A 14,875-nucleotide genomic window follows, 5' to 3' on the forward strand; every position below is an offset into this window, starting at 1 on the left:
TTGCTATAGCATGCGGTATCTATCTGTATTTATTTAGATGCAATTAATAAGGTAACTAGCCATACAGATCTCTAATTTAATCGGCTGTATGGTGGAAATTCCCTTAAACTGTATGGTTATGCATCTAAAACTCCTGATATATTTGCAAGTGTATGGTTTTGATGTTTGGCGGATACGTAGATGAGCAGATATTTGCACCTGGCCACCCGGCTTAAAGAACACATTCAGATGGGCTATTTTGCGCCGGGCGATAAACTGCCGTCTGTTCGCCAACTCGCCAGTGAGCACGGGGTAAGTATTTCCACCGTACAGGAAGCCTACCGGGTGTTGGAGCAGGAAGGACTGGTTACCGCCAAAGCAAAATCGGGCTATTTTGTGGCAGGTGCCAAAGAGCGAATAGCCCGACCCAAAGAATCGAAACCGCCGCAACGGCCTATGGACGTGTCGCTATGGGAAGATGTACTGGCCATGCTGATGGGCCATGGCGTAGAGGCCAGCTGCGAGTTTCAGCATGCTATGCCGGATATGAGCTCATCCACTCTCAAGCCACTGCTAAAAAATATCTACGAGCTAAATCGGCATCGCCCGCAGGATGGCATGTCTTATGGTCATGTGCAGGGTGAATTGGGACTCCGTCAGCAACTGGCAAGGCTGACCGCTACCACCGGATGCCAGCTCGATGCAGAAGACTTTGTCGTGACCTCTGGTTGTCAGGAAGCTTTGTCGGTTTGTTTACGGGCAGTTGCGCAAAGCGGGGATGTGATTGCGGTGGAATCACCAGGGTTTTATGGTGCCATGCAGGCCATCAAAGCGGCAAACTTAAAAGCGCTGGAAATCCCTACTGACTCCCGGGATGGTATGAGTATTGAAGCACTCAGACTGGCTATGGATCAATGGCCGGTTAAAGCGATATTAGTCACGCCAACCGTTAATAATCCTCAAGGCTACGTCATGCCGCTTGCGAAAAAGCAGGCCCTGTATCAACTGGCGCGGGAATACGATATTGCGATAATCGAAGATGATATTTATGGTGATATCGCCTTTGAATATCCTCGCCCCAAAACCATTAAATCCTTTGACGAAGATGGCCGGGTTTTGCTGTGCTCTTCTTTCTCGAAAACCCTGGCGCCGGGCTTCAGGGTTGGCTGGATTGCGCCGGGGCGATACCGGGATAAAGTAACCCATATTAAATATGTCAGTAGTTCTATGTGCCCCACATTACCGCAATTGGCGATTGGTAATTTTATCCGCCAGGGTGGTTACGACAGGCATTTACGGGCGATGAGGCAGTCTTATCGCAAAGCCAGGGACGCGATGCTCAAAGCCATCGAAGCGCATTTTCCGGTGCATACCCGGGTGAGTTTTCCTGAGGGCGGGTTTATCCTGTGGGTAGAGTTACCTGAGGGCTATGATGCAGCCAGGCTGGCAGAGCTGGCCAAACAGCGCGGGATTATCCTGGCGCCCGGCCAGATGTTTTCCGCCACCGGAAAGTACCGTAATTGTTTGCGGTTTAATTATATTGATCGTGACCTTGCCACCAGGCTCAGTGCGCTTAGAACACTGGGTGAATTAATGACCGAAAACGAAGTGAGTAAACTGGTACTGAGTAACTAGCGTTGCCCGTACCAGCGCTTAGTGCGCTCGCAATAAGCGGTAAATTCGTCGCCGAAAAGGTCAAGCATGACGCGTTCCTCCGGCATAATTTGAAAGCGTTGCAGGTATGCCATGGTTAGTAGGGCAAAGGCAAATCCTGAGGCGTCGCGCACCATAAAGGCTACACCCACCACGCCAACAATCAGGCCCAGATACATAGGGTTGCGGGTATAAGCGAAAATGCCGCTGTCTACCAGACTGCTGGCATTTTGCGGTCGGTGGGGATTTACGGTGGTGCGTTGCTGCCGGAAGGCCACGACGCCCGCCACACCAATCAGCCCACCGGCCACAAACATTACAACACCGAAGGGACGTAGTGGGTGAGGCAATGGCATTATACTCAGGGTGGCGCAGTACCAGGTAAGTGCTAGCGCCGCAATAAACACGATGACCGGCGGCACTTTAAGTTCAAGGTTGTTCAACATCGCTATCGTCTACCACGGGTTTCATTTTTGCTGCTTTTTTCTGCTGTTGTTTCTCGATGAGCTGTGACTTCCAGCGCTGCTGCGATACATGCCCTTTAATGGCTTCAATACATTCATTCACTACCAGCAAAAACTCTTTATCCAGATTTTGTTCTTCCGGCGTAAAATCTTTCAGACCGGAACTAACGAAGTCTTCAATATCACGCGCTTGCAGGTCGGTCAGCAAGTTAACAATAGACGCGGTAACAATATCGGTTACCGCGTTCTCCAGCGTATTTTCAATGCTGCGGCCGACTACAGGAACATAAGAAAGGGTAGACACCTGAGCGTTTTCACGCACGGCTTTGCCGACACTTTCTTTTACATGTCGTCGGATCACATCGCCATGTTTACTGTCGTTGATTGACTGACCCAGATGGTTAACGATATTGGACATCCAGGAACTAATTACCGGTCGTCTGGGGGCTAATACGTTTTGCGTGATATCGTCGATTAGCGGTGAGCCAGCGGCAATGTCCTGTTGCGCGTCAGTGAGAACCTTTACCACAATCCGGTCGCTTAACTCCTCCACAAACACATCGTAATAAAACGAAAAGAACCGATAAATGCCGGTGTCGTTGAGGTCGATGATTTGATTTTTGTGCAGCCGGTACAGAATAGAAAATATCCGCAGAAAGCGGAATATCCGCGTGCCACCTAACGGAATACAGCCGACCAGATCGTACCAACGTAAGAACGGGAAAAAGTACCAGCGCAGATATTCTTCGGTCTTTATGGCGACAATCCAGCGAACGAAAAACTCCGTTAAGAAGATGGTAATAAACACCATATCGACCAGAATAAAGTTGCGGTGGATAGGGTCGTAGAAACTAACAAACGCCGGCGACCATACACTTAACGTATCGCGAATAAACGCCGTGTTATACAAACCATCAAACAGTAAAAAAAGCAGGTTTAGCAGCAACAACCCCAACATTATGATGTCGAGCAGTAGCCAGGGGCCCTCATGGCTGTTGCGTAGATTTTCCCGGTTTATCCTAAACATGGGCCCTCTGTATCGTTAGCGATTATCCTACATTGCGTAAACGTGTCACATCCACGTGTAGGGTTAGTTTTTGCCCCGGTTGTAAATACTTCTTCGGATTCAGGTTATTCCACTTGCTAATGTCGCTGGTGCGTAAATTAAATTTTTGTGCAATCCGTGCCAGTGAATCACCGCGTTTTACGGTATACGTTAATGTGCGCATGATTGCGTCACGCTTCTGCTCATCACTGGCTTCATCTACCCAGATCACCAGCGTTTTACCCGGCATAAGCGGATCAGTGGGGGCCATGCCATTCCATTTCGCTAGCGATCGGGTGCTTATTTTGTATTTACGGCCAATATCCCAAAGTGTATCACCTGCAGTCACTTTATGAGTGAGCTGGTAGCTGCCACGTTTTTGATTTTGCGTAGACACCAGGCGCTGATCCTGTGACAACGTGTAGGCATCCAGCTTCTTAAGCGCAACCGGCACCATGAGGTGATCGCCAATGCGGATCATGTTGTCTTTCATGTCGTTGATATTTTTAATGACATCAACGGTGGTGTGGTATTCCTTCGCCAGTTTTAACAGGCTATCGCCTGATTTTACTTTATGGCGTACCCAGTTAAGGCGTTCCTTACGGTCAACCTGTGCAAGTTGTGCGGTAAATCCTTCAGCTTTGTCCAGTGGCAATACCAGGCGATGGGGACCATCGGGATCGGTAGCCCAGCGGTTGTAGCCGGGGTTAAGCGCATGTAGCGATTTTAGTTCCATGCCGGCCAGTTCGGCGGCAAAGGCGAGGTCCAGCTGAGAGCCGGTATCGACAGTGGCAATGACCGGCGCGTTGTCGATTTCAGGCCAACTGAACGCATAGGTGTCGTGATTTTTTAAAATATCTGCCAGCGCCAGTAGTTTCGGCACGTAAGCGCGGGTTTCCCGTGGCAAATCAAGAGACCAGAAATCAGTAGGTTTACCGGCTTGCAGATTTCGTTTGATGGCTTTACCCACGCGGCCTTCACCACTGTTGTAGGCGGCGAGAGCGTGTAACCAGTTACCATCAAACATTTTGTTCAGATAGGTCAGATAATCTAAGGCGGCGTTGGTAGACGCTACCACGTCACGACGGCCGTCGTACCACCAGGTTTGCTCTATGCCGAAGCGCTTTGCGGTGCCGGGAATAAACTGCCACATGCCTGCCGCCCGGCCATGAGAATAAGCGAAGGGATCAAAGGCACTTTCCACAATTGGTAGCAGCACCAGTTCCAGAGGCATCTCGCGGGCTTCAATTTGCTGAATTATGTAATACAGAAAGGGTCTGGCGCGTTTGGATACCCGTTCCATATAGGCCGGGTGTTTGAGGTACCAGTCGCGTTGCACCGCTACCCGCCTATTATCCGGAATGTCGAACGCAAACTGATTACTGGCTCGTAACCACAGGTTTTCAATGACAACCGGCTCAACGGCTTCCTCTACCGGTGAAATATCTACTTCTACCTCTTCGGTAGGGTGCATGACTTCAATAACGCCTTCATTGGCCAGCTCACAATCGGCCTGGTCGTTAATATTGGTATGGGCAATTTCGCAGGTTGATCGGTTGTCCTGTAATTCATTCTCGGCTTGCTCAGTTGTCTCAGTTAACTGGCAACCACTGAGCGAAGCAACAACGATAAGATGAAGTGCAGACAACTTTAATTTCATTGAGAAACGAACCCTTAGGTAATTCAACAGCATACCAGTGTACGCAAATTCACGCCTCAATGCATCCTGTTGAAGCTAATACTATAGGCGACATCCGCGCCCAACCACTTTTTCAACAGTCAGAAATTATCTTTCCATTGTCTCAGATGTGTAAAGACGGCTATTTCGTCGATAAGTTCCGCTTTTGAGTGACTCGCGACTGATTTTTTTACATCAGGAGAGTCACAGCGCAAGAAGGGATTAATGTCCAGTTGCGTGCTAAGCGTGGTGGGCAGGGTGGGAGTATTTAGTGCTCGGGTTTCTCTTACCCAGTTGTCGTACTCCTGCAGCGCTTTATTTTCGGGTTCAGCAGCCAGGGCAAAATTCACATTTGCCTGGGTGTATTCGTGAGTACAGTAAATGACAGTAGAAGCCGGCAGACGCTTAATTTTGTTCAATGAACGGTGCATCTGGCCGGGCGTTCCCTCAAACAAACGTCCGCAACCGGCTGAAAACAGTGTATCTCCACAAAACAGCGCGTTATGCCCAACAAACGCGATGTGATCCAGTGTATGACCAGGGAGTTCCAGTACATTAAATTCACAATTAATCAGCGGCAGCTTCACCAAGTCGCCCTGGGCAACCGATTTAGTAATGCCGCTGATGTGGCCGCCGCGAGGGCCGATTACCGGTAAATCTTTTATCGTGGCGCTTAGTTTAGTAATGCCGCCGGTATGGTCGTGGTGATGGTGGGTAATCAAAATGGCTGCCAGAGCCAGATTATTTTCTTTACAAAATGCCAGTACCGGGTCAGCATCACCCGGATCCACCACGACAGCATATTGCTCGTTGTGTAAACACCAAATATAGTTGTCGTTAAAGGCGGGGATCGGCGTAACATAAAGAGTCGCCGGAAAACTGTCGGTTGGCATAGTCCAGTCCGTAAGTTGTACATGGTTAGTCAGATACTATAAAGTTGTGTGGTTGCATGCAATACATGCGAACAGTTAATCCCGGTCGTTTACATACATCAGGCGTTTATGAAATCAGCGTTCCACCCCAAACCATTACGCTACCCACAAAGCTGGTCTGAATTACCGGGGGGCGAAGAGCTAAAACAGGCTATCGAGGGCGTTTGTGATGAGTTAAGCCAGCGGGTGTTTGGCTATAACCTGGTAAAACTGGGCAATCTGAGTAGCGAAATAGACCTGCCAGGCTGCGCCATTCGCAACCAGGTAACGCAAACCCAAACCGCCTGCGAAGCGAGTAGCCTGATTTCCTATTCCGATAATCTGCCCTACATCGAGAACAGTATCGATGGCTTTTTGTTGGCCAATGAACTGGATTTTGCCAGGGACCCCCACGAAATACTGCGCGAGGTAGACCGTACAATTACCAATAACGGGTATGTGATTATCAGCGGTTTTAACCCCTATAGTCTGACCGGGTTGGTGCGCTTTCTGCCCATCAAAAAGGGCAATATTTTGCACCAGGCCCGTTTTTTCTCGGCTGGCCGGATAAAGGACTGGTTGCAATTACTTGGCTTTGAAATTGTCGAGCACCGGCATATTTTGTTTTCCATGTTGTTTGCCAGTCATCACAAAGGCCAGCCCGCCGGTTGGCAACAATGGTGCAGTCGATACTGCCCCTGGTGTTCATCGGTTTACGTACTGATGGCCCGTAAACGCACTATTCCAATGACCACGGTAAAACCAAAGTGGAAGGTTAAACCTAGCTTCTCTGCTGTAGGCGCCAGTATGCGCGATACGGCTTCAAGGGTAACCGGTTCTTCAAACCGCTGATTGACCGAAAGTAAGTTTAGTTCCGGCCAACAATAAAATTGCCTCAACCCCCTATGTACTTACGCCGTCATCCCCGTATGCTTTTGGGCGGGGATCGCCTGAAAAGTCTGGTTAATTTAAATACACATAAAAAATCCCGGCTGAGGCCAGGATTCTAGGAATGGGTTGTTTTGAGGTAGTCAGGTTTTTATGGGTGATCCCGGCTCGGGAGCCGGGGCGATTGTGTCGCTTCTCAGAAGATCCCGGATAAGCCCTTTGAGCTTTCCGGGTTAAGAAAAAACTTGAGTTTTATCTTACTTAACCCGCATGCCGGGTTGGGCACCTTCGTGGGGCTCCAGAATGTACAGGTCTTTTCCGCCGGGGCCAGCGGCTAATACCATGCCTTCAGACATGCCGAAACGCATCTTACGTGGTGCCAGGTTGGCAACCATTACGGTGTGTTTGCCGATTAAGTCTTCTGGTGCGTAGGCAGACTTAATGCCCGCAAATACCTGACGGGTTTCACCGCCAAGGTCGAGTTCTAACCGTAACAGCTTGTCAGCCTTCTCAACATGCTCTGCGTTAGCAATACGAGCGATACGGAAGTCGACCTTGGCAAAGTCATCAAAGGTGATTTCTTCGCTGATAGGATCCTTGGCCAGCGGGCTGTTCGGATCTAATTTCGGTTCAGCAACCAGGCTTTCTTTTGAATCTTCAACCATAGCGTTAATCTTATCCATCTCTACGCGTTGCATCATTGGCTTAAACTTATTAATAGCGTGATCAGTTAACACTGTTTGCGCACTGTCCCAGGTTAACTCATCGTTCAGGAACGCTTCTGCTTTCTCGGCCAGTACCGGTAATACCGGTTTCAGATAGGTCACCAGAATACGGAACAGATTAATCCCCAGCGAGCAAACGTCGTGAGTAAACTGTTGCTTGTCTTCCTGCTTGATAGTGACCCACGGCGCGTTGGTATCGATAAACTGGTTGGCTTTATCGGCCAGCATCATGATTTCACGCACAGCCTGATGGTATTTACGTTTCTCGAACAGGTTAGCAATGGTTTCTGAGGCATCCTGAAACTGTTTCACTAGTTCAGGTTCCAGCACGTTTTCTGATAACTTGCCGTCGAAACGCTTGGTAATAAAGCTGGCGCAGCGGCTGGCGATATTCACCACTTTACCTACCAGGTCAGAATTCACTTTTTGCGCAAAGTCTTCAAAGTTAAGATCGATATCGGTAACGCCATCCCCCAGTTTGGAGGCGAAGTAATAGCGCAGGTATTCCGGGTTCAGGTGATCCAGATAAGTACGGCCTTTAATAAAGGTGCCGCGGGATTTAGACATCTTCGCGCCGTTAACGGTAACGAAACCATGAATGTTCACGCCAGTTGGTTTACGGTAGCCGGCTCCTTCCAGCATGGCAGGCCAGAACAAACAGTGGAAGTAAGTAATGTCTTTACCAATGAAATGGTACAGCTCGGTGTCGGAATCGGCTTTCCAGAAACTATCGAAATCCACGTTATTGCTGTCGCAGAAGTTTTTAAAGCTGGCCATGTAGCCTACCGGCGCATCGACCCAAACGTAGAAGAATTTATTCGGCGCACCGGGAATTTCAAACCCGAAGTACGGCGCATCGCGGCTAATGTCCCACTGCTGTAAACCGTCTTCAAACCATTCCTGCAGCTTGTTGGCCATTTCTTCCTGGATTGCACCGGAGCGGATCCACTCTTTTAACATACCTTCAAACTGCGGCAGGTCAAAAAAGAAGTGCTCAGACTCTTTAAGTACCGGCGTAGCACCAGACACCACACTACGAGGGTTCTTCACTTCGGTGGGGCTGTAAGTAGCACCGCACACGTCGCAGCTATCGCCGTTTTGGTCTTCTGCACCACAGCTTGGGCAGGTACCTTTAACAAAACGATCCGGTAGAAACATATTCTTTTCCGGGTCGAACAACTGATTAATAGTGCGCTTGGAAATGTAACCCGCCTTATCCAGACGATTGTAGATTTCTTCACAGAACGCTTGGTTTTCCGGTGAATGGGTCACATAGTAATTGTTGTAATCAACAAAAAAGTCACTGAGATCCTGATGATGCTCAGCGCGGGTCTTCGCCACCATTTCTTCTGGCGTGATGCCAAGCTCCTGGGCTTTGAGCATTACCGGCGTACCGTGTGCATCATCGGCACAAACGCTGTAACATTCATTACCGCGTAAACGCTGGAAACGGGTCCAGATATCGGTTTGAATATGTTCAAGCAGGTGACCTAAATGAATAGATCCGTTGGCATAAGGTAACGCGCTGGTTACCAGAATTCGGCGCTTACCGTTAGTCAGATGACTCTGTTCAGACATAGAATAATTCGTTCGGCTAATTGCTAATGGAAATGGCGCAAATACTAGCGGAAAAGCGCTTTTTTTGCATTGTTTTTGTATGAGTTAATCTCATCTAACCGATAAATTTGCAGGTATTGTATGTTTTTTTCGCGAAAGTCCGCCAAATCCACACCGCTAATTCAGTGTGCTGTCGATTATCTGAGCAATTACTGTGTGTTGGATAAAGACGACGTATTGCCCTGGTGTAGTGAAGAAAATGGCAATCTCACGATCAGTTTTCCCTTTGCGAATCAAACCCAGTGGCCCTTTATCAAAGCCGGGCTGGAAGATGCACTTAACCAGCACAAGCTTACCGCAGCGGTCACCCTGAAAACCAAAATTCAGGCCGGCCAAACGACCAAACCTGTCATCACTAACATTCGTAATGTTATTGCGGTGGCATCCGGTAAAGGCGGCGTGGGTAAATCGACTACCAGCATCAATCTGGCCTTTGCACTGATGCAGGAAGGGGCCAGAGTGGGTATTCTTGATGCCGATATCTATGGCCCATCGGTGCCTATTATGCTGGGAAATAGCAGCGAACGTCCGGCAACCGCCGATAATAAACATATGCAGCCGTTGCAGGCCCACGGTATGGTGGCGAATTCCATCGGGTATCTGGTGCCGGCGGAAGATGCCGCTGTTTGGCGCGGGCCTATGGCCAGTAAAGCACTGTCGCAAATTATTAATGAAACCCGCTGGCCGGTGCTTGATTACCTGGTTGTAGACATGCCGCCGGGGACGGGCGATATCCAGCTTACCATGGCACAACAAGTGCCGTTAACCGCTGCTGTGGTGGTGACTACACCACAGGATTTGGCCATTGCCGATGCACAAAAAGGCATAGCCATGTTTAACAAAGTCAATATTCCGGTACTCGGGCTGGTGGAAAATATGAGCTTTTATCAGTGCACCGCTTGTGGTCATAAAGATTATATTTTTGCTAAAGATGGCGGCAATGTGTTGGCAGAACGCTACAATTTGCCGTTGCTTGGTGCGCTGCCATTGGATATTCGTATTCGTGAACACGCCGGCTCCGGCCTGCCCCTGTTGGTTGGCGAACCGGACAGTCCGCTCGCTGAGACTTACCGGGAAATGGCCAGGGCTGTGTCATTAGAGCTGGCGACAACCGTGCCAGTGGCAGCCGATCAGGGTAAAAATATCAAAGGCGATCCCATTGCGTTTAATCCATTGACTGATGGCTGATTAGGGCAAATGTGGATCATAAACGTTTAAAATCAATGAAAACCCGTTGCCTGGGGCGCGATGCAGCCGCATAATAGCGCCCCGGTTTAGGCTTAGGATATACCTCCCATGCGTTTATGTGATCGCGATATTTATCAGTACCTGCAAGACGGCAAAATCAAAATCGATCCACAACCCGATTACGATCAGATAAGCGGATTAACGGTAGACATTCGTCTGGGCAATAAATTTCGGGTGTTTGAAGATCACGCCGCGCCTTACATTGATTTAAGCGGTCCGAAATCGCAGGTTCAGGCAGCCCTTGAATCGGTCATGAGCGACGAAATTGAACTGCCGGAAGACAAAGCCTTTTTCCTCCACCCTAAAGAACTGGCACTGGCCATTACACATGAATCGGTCACCTTGCCAGACAATATCGTAGGCTGGCTGGACGGTCGCTCTTCACTGGCTCGTCTGGGTTTGATGGTGCATGTAACCGCCCATCGTATTGACCCTGGCTGGTCGGGTAATATTGTGCTGGAGTTTTACAACAGCGGTAAACTACCTCTGGCGTTGCGTCCCCTCATGAAAATCGGTGCACTAAGTTTCGAAGTGCTCAGTCAGCCGGCAGAAAAACCCTACAATGCCCGTATCGACGCCAAGTACAAAGGGCAGGCAGGTGCCGTGGCTAGTCGTATATCCGCAGACGGAAAAGACGACAGCGAATAGATTACAACTTTCGGTCTTTTTTAAAGACCCATAATTATTTGTAAATTTATTGTTTAAAATTTACATCTATAACTTTACTTAATCGATTAAGTTGCTATCTTAGTGGATATCAAAACCATCTAAGGAAGCAACTATGCGCTTGGCTACCGCTTTATATTTGTCTGCTCTCTCACTGTTGAGTTTTTGCTCGCAGGCAACAGATTTTTCTGTCACGTCACCAGACGGCGATATTAAATTAACTTTCACCGATAAAAACGATTATGCCCAGTATACTGTGGACTATAACGGTAAACAGATCATGCGTCCGGCGCGACTGGGCTTTGCATTTGCTGAAGCTAACTCAATTTACCGTCACCTGAAAGTGAGTGAAGTGAGCCGTAGCAGCGAAGACAGTACCTGGGAGCAACCCTGGGGCGAGCAACGCCTTATTCGCAACCACTACAATGAACTGGTGGTTAAATTCACTGATAAAAACGATGCCGGTAATGCCTTCAAGGTACAGGTTCGCGTGTTTGACGACGGTATAGGCTTTCGCTACCACGTTGAAGCCGACGGGCAGCGGGATATTACCCGCGAAATGACCGAGTTCTCCATTATCGATTCACATACGGCTACTGCCTATTGGATCCCAGGGCAGGGCTACGACCGCCAGGAATATCTGTATCGCGAAACCCGCCTGCAGGACGTGGGTAAAGCCAGTACACCCATGACCATTAAACTGGAAGACGGTACGCACCTCGCTATCCATGAGGCCGCGCTGGTGGACTATGCTGGTATGAGCCTTGATTGGCAGGCCTTGGGGCGCTTTGAAGCTGATTTAGCACCACGAGCAGACGGCATTAAAGTACGCAAACAGGGCAGCTTTACCACGCCGTGGCGAACCATACAAATAGCGCCAAATGCGGCCGGTTTAATCAATTCCTATCTCACACTAAACCTTAACGAACCCAATAAACTGGGTGATGTCGACTGGATTAACCCGGGTAAATACATTGGGATCTGGTGGGGGATGCATATTCAGAAATACACCTGGGGCTCAGGTGAAAAGCATGGCGCTACGACTGAAAATACCTTGCGCTACATGGACTTCGCGGCGAAGCACGGTTTCGACGGTGTGCTGGTGGAAGGCTGGAATCTAGGCTGGGATGGCGACTGGATCCAAAACTCCGAACTGTTTTCCTTTACCCAGAGTTATCCTGACTTCGATATTCAACAAGTCAGCGACCACGGTAAAAAAGTGGGCGTTAAGCTTATTGGCCATCATGAGACCTCAGGCGGCATTACTAATTATGAAGCTCAAATGGAAGACGGCTTCGCGCTGTATCAGAAGATGGGTGTGGAGCAAATCAAAACCGGTTACGTTGCTCATGGTCAGAGTTTAAAAGTCACCGATAAGCAAGGCATTCAACGCCTGGAATACACCGACAGCCAGCCAGTGGTAAATCACTTTATTAACAACATTACCACCGCGGCGAAATACGGCATTTCTATTAATACCCATGAATCGGTAAAAGATACTGGTTTGCGCCGTACTTATCCCAACTGGATTGCCCGGGAAAGTGCACGTGGCCAGGAATATAACTCAGGTTGGGCGGCACCTAATACGCCGGAACACGTGCCAATGCTGGCTTTTACCCGTATGCTCTCTGGCCCGATGGACTTTACACCGGGCATCTTCGACCTGGATTATCCGCCAATTAAAGGGGGGACCGAAGAGCATGGCCGGGTGAAATACATGCGCCCGCAAACCACCATTGCTAAACAGTTAGCCGAGTATGTGGTGTTATACAGCCCGATTCAAATGGCGGCGGATCTGCCGGAAAATTACGAGGCGAAAATGGCACCGTTTCAGTTTATCAAAGATGTCCCGACCGATTGGGAGCAAACCCGTGCTTTACAAGGCGAAGTAGGCGATTATGTCGTGATCGCCCGTCAGGAACGAAAAGCACGTGAATACAGTGGTAACGACTGGTATTTAGGTGCAATTACCAATCAAGATGCGCGGGAAATTACTGTGCCATTGAGTTTTCTGACACCCGGTAAGACCTATGAAGCGCAAATTTACAAGGATGGTAAAAAAGCTAACTGGCAAACCAATCCTTATGACATTGATATCAGCAAACGGAAGGTGACCAACCAAGATTCTTTAACCTTGCACCTGGCGGCTGCAGGCGGTGCAGCTATACGATTTAAACAATTGTAAAGCTGATTGATTTCGACAGAAACGTCTAGGGCGCCTGACACTGCAGTGTCAGGCGCTTTTTGTTATGTGCTTAATTCATACAGCAATACCGATAAAAAAACCTTCCTTCAAGGGATAAGCTCTCTAGCGCTATTCGGGTGTTAACTCCTAATTTTACTGATGTGGTTATATAACGAACTGCTTTTTCTGTGTAAATATTTGTGTTCAATCTATATTTTATGCTGAAGAATTGACTCGCTTGCAAGGTTAAAGATCTCTGCTAGTTTTATTACTTGAATGAACTTAAGTGAATCTATGCCATGAATGCAAAGCGAGCCGAAATATTACTTGTTGAAAGTCCCCGCTCACATCTGCACGGGATGGTTAATTCGTTAGAGAACGAATTCTTTGTGCAGGAGGTTTTCAGTGGCCAGAAGGCGCTTGAAGTCGTTCGTGAAAAAGAGAAAGCCCCTTGTGTTGTTTTGATCGAAACCGCACTGGAAGATACTTCTGGCTTTGAGGTTTGTGAACAACTAAAACTACAGCCCGGCGCTGAACATACCGACGTGATTTTAATGAATCAGGAAGCGTCTTTAGCCGATAAGCTGAAAGGCTATGATGCCGGCGCGTCGGATTTCATTACCGGCAAGGCGGCGCTAGAGGAAGTGGTGCGTAAAATTAAGCTGGCTGCCAGCAGAGACTGCCAACTGGAGCAGGCGGAAGCTGAAAAACAGGCGGCTATGGATACGGCAATGACTGCAATTGTGAATGCCGGAGAGCAAGCCAGCATCATTCACTTTATGCGCGAGAGTTTTAAGTGCGACTCAGTCAACTCGCTGGCGCAGTTGATAGTTGATACCGCTGCGGGCTTTGGTTTAAGTACTTCGGTGCAAATAGAAACGCCAACCGGGGTTATCAGCGCTTCTAGTAACGGTAGCATTTTACCGCTTGAAACTCAGCTACTTACTACATTTCAGAAAGTTGGTCGTATTCATCAGCGTGGTCAGCGACTGATCCTCAGCTATGGCATGATTTCGCAACTGATAAAAAACATGCCGGTTGATGACGATGAAAAATGCGGCCGCTATCGGGATCACTTTGCGGTGATCCTGGAAGGCGCCGTGAGCCGCCTGAAAGCGCTTTCTATCCTCCACGAGCTGGATGAAGTGCTGGTTGAGACAAATAAGTCTCTGGCCAGTTTATCCGGTTTGCAGTCCCATCAGAAAAAGAAAAACGTCGATATTATGGCCAGGATGCAAGAGGACATTCTGCATAATTTTTTCAATTATGGCTTAACCGAAGAGCAGGAAAAAGTGCTTCTCACCATTGTGGAAGGCTACTCCGATGAAATTTTCCGGGTCTATGAAGAGGGCATGACGATAGACTCTAAACTTTCCGGTATTGCCCAACGCATTCAGCAAGTAACACAACAGAATTCGTAACCTAACCGCTGTAACCAGGAGAAATGGAATGACCAAAACAGTTGTTATTGCCGACGATTCAGCCTCTGTGCGACAGATTGTTAGTATGGTATTGAAAACCAACGGGTTTACAGTACTAGAAGGAGAGAACGGCGAACAAGCATTAAGGCATCTTGATGGTAAAAAGGTCAACCTTATTATCAGCGACGTTAACATGCCGGTGATGGATGGCATGACCTTTATTAAAGAAGTCAGGAAAACAGAGGCGTATCAGTTTACACCCATTTTAATGCTGACCACCGAAACCGATGAAAATTTAAAAGCACAGGCCAAACAACAGGGAGTGCGCGCCTGGCTGGTTAAACCGTTTCAGCCGCAGTTGTTGTTAAAGTCTATTGCAATGCTGACTTAGGAGG

At 48.5% G+C, this 14,875-nt stretch carries 12 protein-coding genes; 7 read left to right on the forward strand and 5 right to left on the reverse strand.

Features of this window, described 5'->3' with window-relative positions; genetic code table 11:
• Positions 1 to 180: 180 nt before the first annotated feature.
• A complete protein-coding gene (locus AC2T0J_RS16115; RefSeq protein WP_489806794.1) occupies positions 181 to 1,614 on the forward strand; it encodes an aminotransferase-like domain-containing protein in 1,434 nt (477 codons plus the stop codon).
• Here AC2T0J_RS16115 and AC2T0J_RS16120 read toward each other — a convergent pair.
• The 4 genes from AC2T0J_RS16120 to gloB form a co-directional block, all read right to left on the reverse strand.
• Positions 1,611 to 2,078, reverse strand: a complete 468-nt coding sequence (locus AC2T0J_RS16120; RefSeq protein ID WP_489806795.1) for a methyltransferase family protein — start codon at positions 2,076 to 2,078, stop codon at positions 1,611 to 1,613. The genes AC2T0J_RS16115 and AC2T0J_RS16120 overlap by 4 nt on opposite strands.
• A complete protein-coding gene (locus tag AC2T0J_RS16125) occupies positions 2,062 to 3,123 on the reverse strand; it encodes an ion transporter (protein WP_489806796.1) in 1,062 nt (353 codons plus the stop codon). Before AC2T0J_RS16125 ends, AC2T0J_RS16120 begins: the two co-directional genes overlap by 17 nt.
• A 22-nt stretch (positions 3,124 to 3,145) precedes the next feature.
• Entirely contained in the window at positions 3,146 to 4,801 is a 1,656-nt protein-coding gene (locus tag AC2T0J_RS16130) for a lytic transglycosylase (RefSeq protein WP_489806797.1), read from the reverse strand.
• A gap of 119 nt (positions 4,802 to 4,920) precedes the next feature.
• The gene (gene gloB / locus AC2T0J_RS16135; protein WP_489806798.1) at positions 4,921 to 5,712 is read right to left on the reverse strand and encodes a hydroxyacylglutathione hydrolase; all 792 of its coding nucleotides are present in this window, start codon (positions 5,710 to 5,712) and stop codon (positions 4,921 to 4,923) included.
• A gap of 108 nt (positions 5,713 to 5,820) precedes the next feature.
• Between gloB and AC2T0J_RS16140 the strand changes: the two genes are divergently transcribed.
• Positions 5,821 to 6,582 carry a class I SAM-dependent methyltransferase gene (locus tag AC2T0J_RS16140; RefSeq protein ID WP_489806799.1) on the forward strand — a complete coding sequence of 254 codons (762 nt, stop codon included), beginning with the start codon at positions 5,821 to 5,823 and terminating at the stop codon, positions 6,580 to 6,582.
• Between the two features lie 293 nt (positions 6,583 to 6,875).
• On the opposite strand, the gene metG is transcribed toward AC2T0J_RS16140, so the two are convergent.
• Positions 6,876 to 8,921, reverse strand: coding sequence for a methionine--tRNA ligase (gene metG, locus AC2T0J_RS16145; protein ID WP_489806800.1), 2,046 nt, complete (start codon positions 8,919 to 8,921; stop codon positions 6,876 to 6,878).
• Positions 8,922 to 9,041: 120 nt separating this feature from the next.
• Here metG and apbC point away from each other — a divergent pair, with 120 nt between their 5' ends.
• From apbC to AC2T0J_RS16170, 5 genes are all read left to right on the forward strand, one after another.
• Entirely contained in the window at positions 9,042 to 10,148 is a 1,107-nt protein-coding gene (gene apbC / locus AC2T0J_RS16150; protein WP_489806801.1) for an iron-sulfur cluster carrier protein ApbC, read from the forward strand.
• Positions 10,149 to 10,256: 108 nt separating this feature from the next.
• Complete coding sequence (gene dcd / locus AC2T0J_RS16155) at positions 10,257 to 10,856, forward strand: dCTP deaminase (RefSeq protein ID WP_105935772.1); 600 nt, start codon at positions 10,257 to 10,259, stop codon at positions 10,854 to 10,856.
• Positions 10,857 to 10,989: 133 nt separating this feature from the next.
• Positions 10,990 to 13,059: a glycoside hydrolase family 97 protein gene (locus AC2T0J_RS16160; RefSeq protein ID WP_489806802.1), complete on the forward strand. Its 2,070-nt coding sequence runs from the start codon at positions 10,990 to 10,992 to the stop codon at positions 13,057 to 13,059.
• Positions 13,060 to 13,358: 299 nt separating this feature from the next.
• Positions 13,359 to 14,480 carry a response regulator gene (locus AC2T0J_RS16165; RefSeq protein ID WP_489806803.1) on the forward strand — a complete coding sequence of 374 codons (1,122 nt, stop codon included), beginning with the start codon at positions 13,359 to 13,361 and terminating at the stop codon, positions 14,478 to 14,480.
• A 28-nt stretch (positions 14,481 to 14,508) separates the two neighbouring features.
• Positions 14,509 to 14,871, forward strand: coding sequence for a response regulator (locus AC2T0J_RS16170; protein WP_489806804.1), 363 nt, complete (start codon positions 14,509 to 14,511; stop codon positions 14,869 to 14,871).
• Positions 14,872 to 14,875 lie beyond the last annotated feature (4 nt).

This window comes from Alteromonas sp. ISO5, from assembly GCF_058105165.1.